Origin of the sequence: Polynucleobacter acidiphobus, assembly GCF_003065385.1 — a bacterium.
GTDB lineage: Bacteria > Pseudomonadota > Gammaproteobacteria > Burkholderiales > Burkholderiaceae > Polynucleobacter > Polynucleobacter acidiphobus.
Window position 1 is genome coordinate 183,947 of record NZ_CP023277.1, and the last position, 15,679, is coordinate 199,625.

At 48.5% G+C, this 15,679-nt stretch carries 14 protein-coding genes, 1 tRNA gene and 1 pseudogene; 10 read left to right on the top strand and 6 right to left on the bottom strand.

Annotation, left to right across the window (positions count from 1 at the left end; genetic code table 11):
* Positions 1–14: 14 nt before the first annotated feature.
* Positions 15–1,034 carry a 2-dehydropantoate 2-reductase gene (locus AOC32_RS01025; RefSeq protein WP_108507719.1) on the top strand — a complete coding sequence of 340 codons (1,020 nt, stop codon included), beginning with the start codon at positions 15–17 and terminating at the stop codon, positions 1,032–1,034.
* Here the strand turns inward: AOC32_RS01025 and AOC32_RS01030 are convergent, their stop codons facing one another.
* Positions 1,035–1,802, bottom strand: coding sequence for a fumarylacetoacetate hydrolase family protein (locus tag AOC32_RS01030; RefSeq protein WP_108507720.1), 768 nt, complete (start codon positions 1,800–1,802; stop codon positions 1,035–1,037).
* A gap of 65 nt (positions 1,803–1,867) precedes the next feature.
* On the opposite strand from AOC32_RS01030, the gene AOC32_RS01035 reads away from it, so the two are divergent.
* Positions 1,868–2,794, top strand: a complete 927-nt coding sequence (locus AOC32_RS01035; protein ID WP_108507721.1) for a glycine/sarcosine/betaine reductase selenoprotein B family protein — start codon at positions 1,868–1,870, stop codon at positions 2,792–2,794.
* Here the strand turns inward: AOC32_RS01035 and AOC32_RS01040 are convergent.
* Together AOC32_RS01040 and AOC32_RS01045 are read right to left on the bottom strand one after the other, a co-directional pair.
* A tRNA-Pro gene (locus tag AOC32_RS01040) sits at positions 2,795–2,871 on the bottom strand.
* 11 nt (positions 2,872–2,882) lie between these two features.
* Positions 2,883–3,887, bottom strand: a complete 1,005-nt coding sequence (locus tag AOC32_RS01045; protein WP_108507722.1) for a polyprenyl synthetase family protein — start codon at positions 3,885–3,887, stop codon at positions 2,883–2,885.
* Between the two features lie 126 nt (positions 3,888–4,013).
* Here AOC32_RS01045 and rplU point away from each other — a divergent pair, with 126 nt between their 5' ends.
* The 4 genes and pseudogenes from rplU to proB form a co-directional block, all read left to right on the top strand.
* A complete protein-coding gene (rplU, locus tag AOC32_RS01050; RefSeq protein ID WP_108507723.1) occupies positions 4,014–4,325 on the top strand; it encodes a 50S ribosomal protein L21 in 312 nt (103 codons plus the stop codon).
* 14 nt (positions 4,326–4,339) lie between these two features.
* Entirely contained in the window at positions 4,340–4,600 is a 261-nt protein-coding gene (rpmA, locus tag AOC32_RS01055) for a 50S ribosomal protein L27 (protein WP_108507724.1), read from the top strand.
* A gap of 76 nt (positions 4,601–4,676) precedes the next feature.
* Positions 4,677–5,744: an Obg family GTPase CgtA gene (gene cgtA / locus AOC32_RS01060; RefSeq protein WP_108507725.1), complete on the top strand. Its 1,068-nt coding sequence runs from the start codon at positions 4,677–4,679 to the stop codon at positions 5,742–5,744.
* Between the two features lie 5 nt (positions 5,745–5,749).
* Positions 5,750–6,526: pseudogene (gene proB / locus AOC32_RS01065) on the top strand (glutamate 5-kinase); the annotation flags it as partial.
* A gap of 12 nt (positions 6,527–6,538) precedes the next feature.
* On the opposite strand, the gene AOC32_RS01070 reads toward proB, so the two are convergent.
* Both AOC32_RS01070 and AOC32_RS01075 read right to left on the bottom strand, forming a co-directional pair.
* The gene (locus tag AOC32_RS01070; RefSeq protein ID WP_108507727.1) at positions 6,539–7,102 is read right to left on the bottom strand and encodes a CNP1-like family protein; all 564 of its coding nucleotides are present in this window, start codon (positions 7,100–7,102) and stop codon (positions 6,539–6,541) included.
* A complete protein-coding gene (locus tag AOC32_RS01075; RefSeq protein WP_108507728.1) occupies positions 7,099–7,644 on the bottom strand; it encodes an RNA pyrophosphohydrolase in 546 nt (181 codons plus the stop codon). The genes AOC32_RS01070 and AOC32_RS01075 overlap by 4 nt, the downstream gene beginning before the upstream one ends.
* A 63-nt stretch (positions 7,645–7,707) precedes the next feature.
* Between AOC32_RS01075 and AOC32_RS01080 the strand changes: the two genes are divergently transcribed.
* The gene (locus AOC32_RS01080; RefSeq protein WP_108507729.1) at positions 7,708–9,450 is read left to right on the top strand and encodes a proline--tRNA ligase; all 1,743 of its coding nucleotides are present in this window, start codon (positions 7,708–7,710) and stop codon (positions 9,448–9,450) included.
* A gap of 3 nt (positions 9,451–9,453) precedes the next feature.
* On the opposite strand, the gene ffh is transcribed toward AOC32_RS01080, so the two are convergent.
* Complete coding sequence (ffh, locus tag AOC32_RS01085; RefSeq protein ID WP_108507730.1) at positions 9,454–10,836, bottom strand: signal recognition particle protein; 1,383 nt, start codon at positions 10,834–10,836, stop codon at positions 9,454–9,456.
* Between the two features lie 20 nt (positions 10,837–10,856).
* Between ffh and AOC32_RS01090 the strand changes: the two genes are divergently transcribed.
* The 3 genes from AOC32_RS01090 to AOC32_RS01100 all read left to right on the top strand — a co-directional run bounded on the left by AOC32_RS01090 (position 10,857) and on the right by AOC32_RS01100 (position 15,676).
* On the top strand, positions 10,857–11,702 hold the full coding sequence (locus tag AOC32_RS01090) for a cytochrome C assembly family protein (RefSeq protein ID WP_108507731.1): 846 nt from the start codon (positions 10,857–10,859) through the stop codon (positions 11,700–11,702).
* A 2-nt stretch (positions 11,703–11,704) separates the two neighbouring features.
* Positions 11,705–12,502 carry a 1,6-anhydro-N-acetylmuramyl-L-alanine amidase AmpD gene (gene ampD / locus AOC32_RS01095; RefSeq protein ID WP_234409765.1) on the top strand — a complete coding sequence of 266 codons (798 nt, stop codon included), beginning with the start codon at positions 11,705–11,707 and terminating at the stop codon, positions 12,500–12,502.
* A 222-nt stretch (positions 12,503–12,724) separates the two neighbouring features.
* A complete protein-coding gene (locus tag AOC32_RS01100) occupies positions 12,725–15,676 on the top strand; it encodes a ribonucleoside-diphosphate reductase subunit alpha (RefSeq protein ID WP_108507732.1) in 2,952 nt (983 codons plus the stop codon).
* Positions 15,677–15,679: the final 3 nt, after the last annotated feature.

The window sequence follows — 15,679 nt, forward strand, 5'->3', positions numbered from 1 at the left end:
AAATTGGAGTGTTCATGAAAATCTGTGTCATTGGAGGTGGCGGCGCAATTGGCGGCTATTTAGCGGTCATGTTGGCAAATTCTGGTAATGATGTAACGGTAATGGCGCGCGGCGCCACCTTGCGAGCAATTGAAGAGCGTGGACTTGCTCTCATTGGTGATGAGCATCCTGAACCCATTATTGCGAAGGTAAAGGCCGTTGAAAATTTACGTGGTTTGCCAAAGCAGGATGTCATTATTTTGGCAGTGAAAGCCCACCAAGTGGAACCAGTCATTGATGATCTAGTATCTGTGCTGGGACCCGAGACCATATTAATTCCAATGCAAAACGGAATCCCATGGTGGTATTTTCAGAAACTCAATAGTAAGTACAAGGATCATCCGGTCGATACCGTTGATCCAGGTGGTGTTGTCATGCGCGCGATTAATCCCGACAATATTATTGGTTGCGTTGTTTATCCGGCGACTATTACGCAAGGCCCAGGGGTTATTCGACATGTCGAGGGCGTGCGTTTCCCGCTTGGCGAGTTGGATGGCAAGTCGACGGAACGCATTCAGAAAATTTCAGATGTGATGGGGGCTGCGGGCTTTAAATCACCTATCTTGGATGATATTCGTGCCGAAATTTGGCTAAAACTTTGGGGCAACCTCACATTCAATCCAATTAGTGCCTTAACGCACGGTACCCTGGAGGGAATCTGCCGCTTCCCGCTCACGAAAGAGCTGGCGCGCAATATGATGGCCGAAGCGCAAGCGATTGCTGAAAAGCTTGGCGTTACCTTCCGTGTCGATATTGAACGACGGATTGCTGGCGCTGAAAAGGTGGGTAAACATAAAACCTCCATGTTGCAAGATTTGGAGGCTGGCCGTTCATTGGAAATCGACGCTTTGTTGGGCTCTGTGATTGAGTTGGGTGAGATTACAGGAACCCCGACACCCTGCCTAAATACCGTTTATGCCTTGACCAAGTACTTGGATCAAAACGTGCAGGATGCCAAGGGAAATCTTGTATTACCAGTAGCCGCTGGATATTAATTATTCAAATCGATTATCAAGGCGTCCAACGCCATCGATCACGATACTGACCTGACTGCCTGGCTTCATGGAGCCGACGCCCACGGAGGTTCCGCAGGCAATCACGTCGCCTGGCAAAAGGGTCATGTCTTGTGAAATCAGGCTGACTAATTGAGCGGGCGTGAAAACGATGTCGCTCATTGGATAGTTTTGACGTTCTTGATCGTTAAGGATCGTTTTAATCGATAAGCCCATGGGATCCACATCGGTTGTGATGGTCGGTCCAAACACGCCAAAGGTATCAAAGCTCTTTGAGCGGCTCCATTGTGCGTAACCTGGGTTGCGATTCAAGATCTCGACGGCAGTGACATCATTGACACAGGTATAGCCAAAAATGAATTGAGCGGCATCCGCAACGCTCACCCCATGGCATTTTGTCCCGATCACAATCCCAAGTTCACCTTCATAAATAACCTTTCCTGCATAGGATATTGGTACTTGGATGGTTTGCCCAGCTGCTAAATAAGAATTACTTGCTTTCAAGAAATACAAAGGCTCATCCGGAACGGTGTGCTCAAGCTTTGTCACTAAGGCATGAAAGTTATCCACTAGGGCAATGAATTTGCTTGGAACGCAGGGTATCTCAATCGTTACTTCCGCAACCTTGAGGAATTCACCGGTTGCCTTGGGGTTGGCAAATAAATCACCGGCATGGACAGCAATTTGATCACCTTGTAACTGTCCAAACCCGACATTCCCTTGATGCGTAAAGCGTAACCATTGAGCCATAGTATCGTTCTCCTTTATTTATGATTACCATGATCTTATCAATTACCACTGAGTCACTCTAAAAAATGCCAGAACTGTCTTTTGCCCCCGAGTTCGACAGCGCAATTTCATATATTCAGCGTACACGTTCGTACTATCTGGCACTTGGTTATGACAATCCCTATGTTTGGGCGCATTACAACGATGTGCCATTTACCCCCTTAAAAAAGTCATTGAAGGCTTCGACATTGGCTTTAATTACAACCGCAGTTCCCTATGATCCTTCCAAGGGTGATCAGGGGCCCGGCGCTCCATACAACGCACATGCGAAGTTTTATGAGCCATATGCGATGGCAACTGCAGCCAACCCAGATTTGCGGATTGCGCATGTTGGAATTGATCGAAAGCATGCGAACTTAGCGGAGATGGCCTGCTGGTTTCCGTTGAATGCAGCTAGACAAGCAGTGGCTGAGCAACGAATTCGAAAGTTAGCAGATCGATTCTATGGACTGCCGACTAACCGAAGCCAAGGTCACACTTTAGAAAACGATGCACCACGCATTTTGGAAATGTGCCAAGCCGATGGGGTGGATGTTGCTATCTTGGTTCCAAATTGTCCTATTTGCCATCAAAGCATTTCATTGCTAGCGCGCTATCTAGAGGGGGCAGGTATTCCAACGATCATTATTGCAGCTGCTAAAGATATCGTAGAGTACTGCGGTGTCCCACGTTTTGTATTTAATGACTTTCCTTTGGGCAATGCAGCAGCAAGACCTCAAGACCCACAATCGCAGCACATCATTTTTAATTTAGCCCTTGATGTACTCGAGTTTGCCCCTGGACCACGAACGACTGTTCAAAGTGCCTTGCGTTGGAGTGATGATCCTCGTTGGAAGCTAGACTATATGAATATCGAGCGTTTAACAATCCAGGAAATTGAAACCTTGCGCTCTGAGGCTGAAGCAGCAAGGCTGGCGGCAAAAGAGATTCGGCAAAAAACGGTTGGGAGATAGTGGTCGGAATGAGAGGATTCGAACCTCCGACCCCCTCGTCCCGAACGAGGTGCGCTACCAGGCTGCGCTACATTCCGTGTTGACTATTTTATCCCTGACGAATTAGCGAGTACTCGCATAAAGCACGCAATGATTCGCTGGCTGTGTTTTGTGGGAAATCCTTAATCGTATTCAGCGCCAAGTGCACCTCGCGCCTTGCTGCATCTTGGGTGTACTCTAAGGCGCCAGAGCTGTAGATGCCTTGCAGGATTTGATCAAATACATCATCCGGCAGCTCCTCGTTTTGCGAGATCGCTTCCCGAGCCAGTAGTTGTTGATCAGCGCTACCTTTTTCCATGAGATAGATAAGGGGTAGGGTTGGTTTGCCTTCACGCAAATCATCACCCACATTCTTACCCATTTCATTGGGATCTGCGGTGTAGTCTAAAAGGTCATCCATCAGTTGGAAGGCAGTACCAATATGTCGCCCGAATGCTGCCGCAAGTTCGCGCTCAATGTCGCTTGCTTGGGCAATTAGTGCACCAAGCTCAGCCGATGCCTCAAATAATTTTGCGGTCTTATAGCGAATCACTTGGAGGTAGCTTGATTCATCCACCTCGGGATCATTCATATTCAAAAGTTGCAAGACTTCGCCTTCCGCAATCGTGTTTGTAGCATCGGAAAGGATTTGCATCACCCGAATATCATTGGGGGCAACCATCATCTGAAAAGCCCGTGAGTATAAGAAATCGCCCACGAGAACACTAGCGGCATTTCCGAAGGCAGCGTTGGCGGTTTGCTTACCTCGGCGCATGGTGGATTCATCCACAACGTCATCGTGGAGCAGGGTGGCGGTATGAATAAATTCAACCACGGCTGCCAATTCCAAAGCATGAGGAATTTCTTTGCCGTTGGCTAAAGCTTTGGCCATTAATAGAAGAAGAGCTGGGCGGACCCGTTTCCCCCCCGATTGAATGATGTAAGAGGAGATTTGATCAATTAGAACCACTTCGGAGGTAAGTCGACGCCGAATGACCTCGTCCAAAGCCTGTAAATCCGGGCTGATGGGGGCCAAAATTTGCCCTAAGTGATTGTTTTTGACAGTGTTATTCATCCAAGATATAATACTTGGCTCAGCTCAAAGTAGCAGATTTTCTGTAAGTCACCGACTTTTAAAGGAATCATGCCGCGAAATAAGTTGATTTGTAATTATTTGTAGTACTTTTTGAGAGGTTTAACCATGTACGCGGTCATAAAAACCGGTGGCAAACAGTATAAAGTTGCTGCTGGCGAAAAATTGAAAATAGAACAGATACCAGCGGACATCGGCAGCGACATTACTCTTGACCAAGTTCTCGCCGTTGGCGAGGGCGCATCGCTCAAAGTTGGCGATCCTTTGGTTAATGGTGCCGCTGTGATGGCTACTGTGGTCTCCCAGGGACGTCACGATAAAGTGAAAATCTTTAAGATGCGTCGTCGTAAGCATTATCAAAAACATCAGGGCCATCGTCAGAATTACACAGAGATTCTGATTAAGTCGATTAAGGCCTGAGTTAGGAGAGAAAGATGGCACAGAAAAAAGGCGGCGGCTCAACGCGCAACGGTCGTGACTCAGAATCAAAACGTTTGGGCGTGAAAGTCTATGGCGGTCAAGCAATCAATGCTGGTGGAATTATTATTCGTCAGCGAGGTACCAAAGTTCATCCCGGTGTCAACGTTGGAATGGGCAAAGACCACACCCTATTTGCTTTGATTGATGGACAGGTCGAGTTTGGAGTTAAGGGCGCAATGAATAAAGCGCAAGTTTCAGTATTGCCTCGTTCATAAGCGGCCTGACTGAGATTTCTTTAAACCAAATTAATCAACAGAAACAGGCCTCGCAAATTGCGAGGCCTTTTTATTTATGAAATTCATTGACGAAGCCAAAATTGAAGTGATTGCCGGTAATGGTGGTGCCGGCAGCGCCTCAATGCGCCGCGAGAAATTTATCGAGTTTGGCGGCCCAGACGGCGGTGACGGTGGTCGTGGGGGCAGCGTTTATGCGATTGCAGATCGCAACATCAATACCCTGATTGATTATCGGTATTCCAAAACCCATACCGCTAAGAATGGCGAGCCCGGACGGGGTGCGGATTGTTATGGTCGTGCCGGAGACGATATCGAGCTGCGGATGCCAGTTGGAACCATTATTGCGGATTTAGAGACCAATGAGTTAATTGCCGACTTAACTAAACATGGTGAGCGAATTTGTCTTGCTCAAGGCGGGGTTGGTGGCTGGGGCAATATTCATTTTAAAAGTAGCACCAACCGCGCTCCGCGTCAGAAGACCAATGGCAAGCCAGGCGAGCGCCGCAAATTAAAGTTGGAATTAAAAGTATTGGCCGATGTGGGTTTATTAGGAATGCCCAATGCAGGTAAATCTACTTTGATTACGGCTGTATCCAATGCCCGCCCCAAGATTGCTGATTATCCATTTACCACCTTACATCCTAATTTGGGAGTGGTGCGGGTTGGTAATGAACGTAGTTTTGTGATTGCGGATATTCCAGGGCTCATTGAGGGTGCTGCTGAGGGTGCTGGTCTTGGTCACCGATTCTTAAGGCATTTGCAGCGCACCGGCGTGCTCTTGCATCTGGTTGATATTGCCCCCTTTGATGAGAATGTCGATGTGGTCGCTGACGCCAAGGCGATTGTCAATGAGCTGCGTAAATACGATGAGGCCTTATATCAAAAGCCACGTTGGCTTGTATTAAATAAGGTTGATATGCTGCAGCCCGAGGATCGAGAGCAAACCATTGCAGACTTCTTAAAACGCTTTGAATGGCAGGGCCCCGTATTTGAGGTCTCTGCCCTTACGGGTCAAGGTTGCGATCGCCTTTGTTATGCGATTCAAGATTATTTAGATGGACTTCGCAAAGACCGCGACTTAGAGGAAGAGCGCGCTGAAGACCCCCGTTTTTTAGACGAGTAATAGCGATGAAAAAAACGATTTCAGAAGCAAAACGAATTGTTGTGAAGGTTGGGTCTACCCTAGTGACCAATAATGGCGAAGGGTTGGATCGAGCTGCGATTGCTACTTGGGCTGAGCAGGTATCTAATTTGCTCAAGCAGGGCTGCCAAGTGTTGATGGTGAGCTCTGGCGCCATTGCCGAAGGCATGCAGCGCTTAGCCTGGGCTGTCCGCCCTCAAGAAATTCATCAGCTCCAAGCGGCAGCGGCTGTTGGGCAAATGGGTTTGGTTCAAGTCTATGAATCATGCTTTGCAAAATTTGGTGTGCATACTGCACAGGTTCTATTAACGAATGCTGACTTAGCCAATGAAGAGCGCCATGCAAATGCGAAAGCAACCTTGCAAACGCTACTGTCCTTAGGTGTTGTTCCGATCATTAATGAGAACGATACGGTTGTTACCGATGAAATTAAATTTGGCGACAACGATAGCCTAGCGGCGCTCGTCGTTAATTTAGTGCATGCCGACGCCCTAGTCATTTTGACGGATCAAGGTGGGCTATATACCGCCGATCCTCGTAAAGATGCCGCTGCCACAATGGTTGATTTTGCAATCGCAGGCGACCCCTCTCTGGAACGCATGGCCGGTGGAGCGGGCAGCGATTTGGGTAAAGGCGGAATGCTAACGAAAGTGTTGGCAGCCAAAACAGCGGTACAAACCGGGGCGAGTACCGTGATTGCATCTGGTCGTGAGCCCAATGTCTTAGTGCGACTCTATCAAGGCGAGTCGATTGGAACCTTGCTGAGCAAGACTTAATTAACGAATGGTTGGAAGTTCAGCTTCAGAGCCGACTGGAGCAATGATTCCCAGAAAATTATTGGGATCGAGTGATTTCACAACCTTGGCATAACTCTTTTCTTGCGTGGCCAGATTACAAAAAGCGCCCTGAGCCAAAGCTGCCTGATAGCGATTTGGCACATTATCTTGAATGGCTAACCAACTTCCCAATGGATTGGCTCGCCATTGTTGATTGGCTTCAAGTGTGCCATACAAGCGCCACTGAAATGTATCGCACCGAATCCCTTCAAAGTAAGCATTTTGACCGCCACTGGGATTGGTAATCACAACAATGTAGCGGGTAACGCCATCGTTTCCAATCTTGATGGATTCGGTATCAACCGCAAACTTGAAAATGGTGGTTTGCGATACTGAAAAAGGTATCAAATATTTTTTATTGGGCGGATTGAGAGGCATCAGTGTATTGCTCTCTTTGAATACGGTTGGCGCATAGGGATCAGTACCATCGGCCAAGGGATCCGAGAAACAGGCGCTTAGCGCTAGGGTAGATGATGCAAGGAATGCTAGCCAGAATTTATTCATGGGGAGTGTGAGGCGTGCAGTGGCGCCCCCCAGACTAATTGTTGCATTTGGTTGGTAGTGGCAATAAATCGCGCGAGCTCAGAGAGTGCCAGTTGATACACCTCGCGCTTGAAATCAATCACGGTATCAAGCTCAATCCAATACGGATGCCAGCGCCAGGCATCAAATTCAGGGTGACCTGTGGCGCGAAGCTGAATTTCGTGATCCTGTCCTAACATTCTCAGCAAGAACCAAATTTGCTTTTGACCCTTATAAGCGACACGCTGATGACGGTGATTCATTTGGCGGCGTAAGAACTCTTCGGGCACATCGTAGCGAATCCAATCACGGGTGCGTCCAATGATCTCGACATGGTGAGGAAAGAGCCCTACTTCTTCGTGGAGTTCGCGATACATCGCTTCTTCGGGACTTTCTCCGTGCGCAATTCCTCCTTGCGGAAACTGCCAAGAGTGTTGTCCAATCCGTTTGCCCCAAAATACTTCGTTACGAGCATTGAGAAGCACAATGCCAACATTAGGTCGATAGCCCTCGCGGTCAAGCATAATCGTACCTTTTAGCCCCTAATCTTTAATCCTTTAAAATCAACGATTTGATTATAGTCACTCATGAAAGCTTCACAAACCTTTCTTGCAACCCTGAAAGAGGCTCCAGCGGACGCTGAGATCGTGTCTCACCAATTGATGGTGCGCGCTGGGCTGATTCGTAAATTAAGTGCCGGAATTTATAACTATCTCCCTCTCGGGCTTAAGGTAATTCGGAAGGTCGAGAACATTATTCGGGAAGAAATGAATCGCGCCGGAGCAATCGAGCTTTTGATGCCGATCGTTCAACCTGCTGAGCTATGGCAAGAAACAGGTCGTTGGGAAAAAATGGGCCCCGAGTTGTTGCGCATTCAAGATCGCCATGAGCGCGATTACTTGATTCAGCCAACCTCTGAAGAGGTAATTACCGATCTTGCGCGCTCGGAGATCAGAAGCTATAAACAATTGCCAGTCAATTTTTATCAAATTCAGACGAAGTTTCGTGATGAGCGTCGCCCCCGTTTTGGGATCATGCGGGGTCGTGAGTTCAGTATGAAGGATGCTTATTCATTTGATCGTGATCAGGCGGGCTTGAAAAAGTCCTATGCCCTCATGTTTGATGCTTATGTCCGCATCTTTCAACGCATGGGCCTGCAGTTTCGAGCCGTCGCTGCCGACAATGGAGCGATCGGAGGGTCAGGCAGTCAAGAGTTTCATGTGATTGCGGATACGGGTGAAGATGCGATTGTTTATTGCCCTAATTCGGATTACGCCGCCAATTTAGAAGCGGCTGAATCGCTTGCTCTGATTGCACAGCGAGCCACTCCAAAGGAAAGTATGCAAAAAGTGGCAACGCCGGGTCAAAAGCGTTGCGAGGATGTTGCGCAGTTTCTCAAGATCGACCTGTCCAATACTATTAAATCCTTAGTATTGGCAGTTGATCAAGACGCTGGACCCGCTAAATTATTCATGGTGTTGCTCAGGGGTGATCATGAGCTCAATGAAATAAAGGTGAATAAAGTCCCTGGTTTAAGTGCCTTCCGGTTTGCCACCGATGCTGAAATCCAAACAGCGTGTAGTTCTCCAGTGGGTTATTTAGGTCCGGTTGGATTGCCGTCTTCAGTTCAAGTGATTGCCGATCGCACCGTAGCGAATATGAGCGACTTTGTCTGCGGCGCCAATGCCGAAGGCTATCACTTGACTGGCGTTAATTGGGGGCGCGATGTTCCTGAGCCATTGATAGCGGATGTGCGTAATGCAGTGGTTGGCGATCCTTCCCCGGATGGAAAGGGCACTCTCGAGATTTGTCGTGGCATTGAAGTGGGCCATGTCTTTCAATTGGGAACCCGATACTCAGAAGCAATGAAGTGCACTTATCTTGACGAAAATGGCAAAGCCCAACCGATGGTGATGGGCTGTTACGGAATTGGCGTGACCCGCTTATTGGGCGCTGCGATTGAGCAGGGTCATGACGAGCGCGGGATTATTTGGCCGATTTCCATGGCGCCATTTGAGGTCGTGATTTGTCCGGTAGGCTACGATAAATCCGATGCGGTACGCGACGCTGCCAACCATTTACATCAAGAGATTCTTACTGCTGGTGTGGATGTGGTTTTAGATGATCGCGGTGAGCGTCCGGGAGCGATGTTTGCAGACTGGGAGTTGATTGGTGTCCCTTATCGTGTCGTGATTGGCGAGCGCAGTCTGAAAGAGGATCAGGTTGAGTTTCAAGGTCGACGTGAAAGTGCTGCTCAATTAGTACCGCTGAAGTCGATTACGCAGACAATTGTTACTGCGATCAATACCGCAAAAAATAACTTGATTTAAGTTTTACTTTTTGAATAGTCCGCCAAGACCTTTGACGGCTCCTCGGGCGGCAAGCGAACCCATCATCTTGGCCATCTTGCCACCTTTCATTTGCTTCATCATGCCTTGCATTTGTTCAAATTGCGCCAAGAGGCGATTGACCTCTTGAACTTGGACGCCCGCACCAGCGGCAATGCGACGCTTGCGACTCGCTTTGAGTAGCTCGGGTTTGGCACGCTCTTGTGGGGTCATGCTATCAATGATCCCTTGCATATGCTTCATTTGCTTATCAGCCATTCCTAAGTTCGCTTTACTGGCCTGCTGTGCAATTTGGCTGGGTAGTTTATCGAGTAGATTAGCCATGCCCCCCATGTTTTGCATTTGCTTAATTTGCTCTCGGAAATCACCAAGATCAAAGCCGCCCTTTTGTATTTTTTTGGCAATCTTTTGGGCTTGTTCAACATCGACATTTTGTTGGGCTTGTTCAACTAAGGCTAGGATGTCGCCCATGCCCAGTATGCGGTTGGTCATGCGCTCGGCATCAAACGCCTCAAGCCCATCCATTTTTTCTGCAACGCCAATAAATTTGATGGGCACACCGGTAATGTGACGAACCGATAAGGCTGCACCTCCGCGGGAGTCACCATCCAGTTTGGTGAGAATCACGCCGCTCAGAGGCAATGCCTCATGAAAAGCTCGCGCCGTATTAACAGCGTCTTGACCCAGCATGGCATCGACCACAAAGAGGGTTTCAATTGGCTTCACACTGGCGTGCAACGATTTGATCTCTTGCATCATTTGCTCGTCAATACCTAAACGACCTGCCGTATCAACAATTAAAACATCGTAGTAATGGCGTTTGGCCCAATCGAGTGCTGCATTGGCGATATCAATTGGCTTTTGATCGGGCGAGCTTGGAAAGAAATCCGCTCCAACTTGGGCGCTGACGGTTTTTAACTGTTCGATCGCAGCCGGACGATACACATCACACGAAACGGTCAAAACCTTTTTCTTTAATTTTTCTTGCAAGAATTTGGCGAGTTTGGCGGCCGAGGTCGTTTTACCAGCACCTTGCAAACCAGCCATCAAGATAACCGCAGGGGGTTGGGTGGCTAGATTTAATTTTCCAGACTCTTCTTCAGCCCCACCCATGATGAGGGCTAGTTCGCGTTGCACAACCCCCACCAAGGCTTGACCAGGGGTGAGGCTGCCCACCACATCTTCACCAAGCGCCTTGAACTTGATTTGCTCCATGAGGCTCTTTACAACCGGTAAAGCGACATCCGCCTCAAGTAAAGCGAGACGAATCTCGCGCAGCATGTCGGCCGTATTGCTTTCTGTCAGGCGAGCTTGGCCCCGCATGGTTTTAACCACACGACTTAAGCGGTCGGTCAGATCCTCAAGCATTTATCGATTAGACTTTCGAAATGACTATTTTAGGTTACTCGGGATTTGGCTGGCTGCCATCCTTACTTTATCTCTTACTAATTATTGTTTTGGGTTATCGCGACCAAAGGCGTCCGGAGACCCCTTTTTTTGTTGGCCTGGTCCAAATTTTGATTCTGATCGTGTTGATCATTCACGGAATCTTGTTGTATGAGTCCATTTTTAATGGGGAGCGCTTTGTATTTGGCTTTGCGCAAGATCTTTCTCTGATGGCTTGGGTGGGACTCAGTTTTTACTGGATTCAGAGTTTTTTCTTGCCCATTTCCAGCTTGCGACTGATGACCATTAGTATGGCGATGTTTTGTGCGATCCTGCCCGATCTCTTTCCGGGGTCGGTCATTTCTCAACGTGCCGTCGCTGATCCTTGGTTTAAGGCTCACTTTATTGTTGCCACCTTTGCAGTAGGCTTTTTTAGCCTATCTGCCATGCTGGCGGTCTTAATGAACCTGCAAGATCGGGCCCTACGTAAAGGCATGGCCAATGGTATGGGCGGTGCACCAACCTGGATTGAAAGTCTGCCGCCATTATTGACTATGGAGAGTTTCTTGTTCCGTTTGCTCTATGTCGGTTATGCACTTTTAAGTATGACCGTTTTCTCGGGCTTATTTTTCTCACAAGAGCTGTTCGGCAAACCACTGGTCTTTGACCATAAAACAGTGTTTGCACTCTTATCGTGGCTCTTATTTAGCGGATTGGTGGTTGCACGCCTACGGGTTGGCTTACGAGGGCCTACGGCAGTGCGCTGGGTCTTGGGTGGATTTGTGGCCCTGTTGTTGACCTATGCGGGCACACGCTTTGTGGCTGAAGTGATTTTGCAGAGAAGCTAATTTTGCTGAAATGGATTTTGCTTGGCTTGGGGTTGGCCTTTGCCTACTGGTGGTTGGTGCTTAAGAAAAAGCGGGATCAAGAAAAGCCTTTGGAGCCCAAGTCAGCACCGCCCTCTCAGTTAAAGCCCAAGCGGATGGTCTCTTGTTCGTATTGCGATCTTCACTTACCCGAAGATGATGCGATTGCATGGGATGGTCGCTATTACTGCTGCGCCGATCATCGCGATCGTCTAAGTCAAAAGGGTTGGTGGGGGAGGGCTCAGTGGCAAGCCTCCCCAAACTTTGATGAGCGACCCGCTTCAATCAAGCCAGATTTGGTGGTCATTCATCACATTAGTTTGCCCCCCGGTCAATTTGCTCGTGGTCACATTATTGATTTTTTTCAAAACAAGTTAGATGCGCGTGCCCACCCTTATTTTGAGCAAATTGCGCATCAGAAGGTTTCAAGCCATTTCTTGATTGATCGTGATGGGCAGGTCATTCAGCTGGTATCGGTTCATAAACGGGCTTGGCATGCAGGCGCGTCTCAATTTTTTGAGCGGGAGCGTTGTAACGATTTTTCCATCGGTATCGAGTTAGTGGGGGATGGGGATAGCACCTTTACCAATGAGCAATATGCAGCCCTCGCCCAACTGATTGACTTCTTAAAAAAGAATTTTTCCAACTTACAGTTTGCGGGACATAGCGATATTGCGCCCGATCGCAAGACCGACCCAGGTAAATCATTTGATTGGGCGCGAATACAACGCTTAGCAAATTTAAGTCAGGAACAATTGCCCTTTGGGCTTGACTCTCGCTAGTTGTTTCTCCATCAGGTAAGCGGCCGCTTACATCACTTTTTTGAAGATTTCATTTCTATCAAAAATAGGGAAATTACTAATAAATTCCGTAAAAAAGAACTTACCTAATTTAAAATATTTACCTATACTTAGTATCCAGAACGATTCAAAACCACTATATCTAGTGTTTTTGTTACAAATTTGTCTTTTTTCCAATAAATACATATATATAGCAGGAGCAATATGACCTTCGCCGATTCTCAAGCAGCTGGCCAAGCAGGTACCACGAGTCATGGAGGCGTTAGCCCCGTAGGTAATTTGACCCAAACCCCATCCGCCAACTATGTTGCTGGTGGTGTAGGTCTTGCTCAAACCACCCAGCTTTCAGACTACAAAATCATTCGTCGTAATGGTTCGGTAGTTGCTTTTGAGCCCTCGAAAATTGCAATCGCTGTGACCAAAGCCTTTTTAGCGGTCAACGGTGGTCAGGGTGCAGCCTCAGCGCGGATTCGTGAACAAGTTGAGCAATTGACCCAAAACGTGGTTCGCGCACTATTGCGCAGCCGTCCCAATGGCGGAACCTTTCATATTGAAGATATTCAGGATCAGGTTGAATTAGCTTTGATGCGTAGCGGGGAGCATAACGTTGCTCGCGCTTACGTTCTTTATCGTGAAAAGCGCAATCAGGAACGCGCTGCGCAGCAAAGTGCGGCTCAAGAGCAAGTCGCCGATCCTGGCTTACCTTCGGTTCAAGTGAACGACAACGGTGTTACCAAGCCCTTGAACGTCGCTGCTTTGCGCAGTGTGATTGAGGCGGCATGCGAGGGATTGGGTAACCACATTGATGCTAGCCCCATCATGACCGAGACCATCAAGAATCTCTATGACGGTGTCCCCATGGCGCAGGTATATGACTCGGCTATTTTGGCATCGCGCACCCTGATCGAAAAAGACCCTGCGTATAGCCAGGTGACCGCTCGTATTTTGATGCATGTGATTCGGAAGGAAATTCTGGGGCGTGAGGTCTTGCAAGGCGATATGCAGTCTGAGTATCCAAACTATTTCCCCCAATTTATTCGTAAGGGTATTGAGGCGGAACTATTGGACCCTCGTCTTTTAGAGTTTGATCTGAGTAAGATCTCGGCAGCGCTCAATGCTGATCGGGATTTGCAATTTAACTATTTAGGTCTCCAAACCCTCTACGACCGTTACTTCTTGCACATTGAAGACCATCGGATTGAAATGCCCCAGGCCTTTTTCATGCGCGTGGCAATGGGCCTGGCTTTAAATGAGCCAGAGCGCGAGCGCCGTGCGATTGAGTTTTATGAGGTTCTCTCGACCTTTGACTTCATGTCGAGCACCCCAACGCTGTTTAACTCAGCGACCCTGCGCTCGCAGCTATCGAGTTGCTACCTCACCACGGTGGATGACGATTTGGACGGCATTTACGAGGCCCTGAAAGAGAATGCTTTGTTATCGAAGTTTGCTGGTGGTTTGGGAAATGACTGGACGAATGTGCGTGCCTTGGGCAGTCACATTAAGGGTACAAATGGCAAGTCGCAGGGGGTTGTCCCATTCTTAAAGGTTGTAAACGATACCGCTGTAGCCGTAAACCAAGGTGGTAAGCGCAAGGGTGCGGTTTGCGCCTATCTGGAGACCTGGCACTTGGATATCGAGGAGTTTTTGGAGCTTCGCAAGAATACTGGCGACGATCGCCGCCGTACCCATGATATGAACACCTCCAACTGGATCCCCGATTTATTTATGAAGCGGGTGATGGAAAATGGTGAGTGGACTTTATTTTCCCCATCTAGCACCCCTGATTTACACGATAAGTACGGCAAGGCCTTTGAGCAAGCCTATATTGCCTATGAAAAGCGTGCCGAGGCTGGCGAAATTAAGCCATCAAAGAAGATCCCTGCGGTTCAGTTATGGCGCAAGATGTTAGCGATGCTGTTTGAGACCGGCCATCCTTGGATTACCTACAAAGATCCTTGCAATATTCGGAGTCCCCAACAGCATGTCGGCGTGGTGCATTCATCCAATTTGTGTACTGAGATTACCCTCAACACCAATGAGAGTGAGATCGCTGTTTGTAATTTAGGCTCGGTGAATCTGACGGCCCATATGACCACCGATGCCAACGGTCAGATGGTGCTCGATCATGCCAAGCTCAAGAAGACCATCCAGACTGCAATGCGCATGCTCGATAACGTGATTGACATCAATTACTACGCGGTTGCGAAGGCTCGTAACTCCAATATGAAGCACCGCCCAGTCGGTCTTGGGATCATGGGCTTCCAAGATTGCTTGCACATGCAACGCATTCCGTATGCCAGTGAAGCAGCGGTCAAATTTGCTGATACTTCGATGGAAGCGGTTTGCTACTACGCCTATCAGGCATCGAGTGAGCTCGCCAAAGAGCGCGGTACCTATAGTAGTTATCAAGGATCGCTGTGGGATCGCGGTATTTTGCCCCAAGATACGCTGAAGATGCTGCAAGAGGAGCGCGGCGGCTATGTGGAGGTCGATCAATCCAGCACCATGGATTGGAATGCCTTGCGCGCTCAGATTAAGCAATACGGTATGCGTAACTCCAATTGCGTCGCAATTGCCCCAACCGCAACGATTTCGAACATTATTGGTGTCTCGGCCTGTATTGAGCCTACCTTCCAGAATTTGTTCGTGAAATCCAATCTTTCTGGCGAGTTCACCGTGGTAAATGATTACTTGGTCCGTGATTTGAAGGATCGCGGTCTATGGGATGAGGTCATGATTGCGGATTTGAAGTATTTTGATGGCACTCTTTCCAAAATTGATCGCGTTCCCCAAGATCTGCGCGATTTGTATGCGACTGCCTTCGAGGTTGAGCCAAGCTGGTTGGTTGAGGCCGCTTCACGTCGTCAAAAGTGGATCGATCAAGCGCAATCGCTCAATATCTATATGGCCGGCGCTTCCGGTAAGAAATTGGATGACACGTATAAGTTGGCTTGGATTCGGGGTTTGAAAACAACTTACTACCTGCGGACCATGGCGGCGACCCATGTTGAGAAATCAACCGTCGCTACTGGCCAGCTCAATGCGGTTTCCAGTGGGGCTGCTGCTAGCACCGCAGGAGCGATTGCCGCAGATGGCCCGGTTTGCACCATGCGTCCTGGCGATCCAGGGTTTGAGGAATGCGAAGCTTGCCAATAAGCT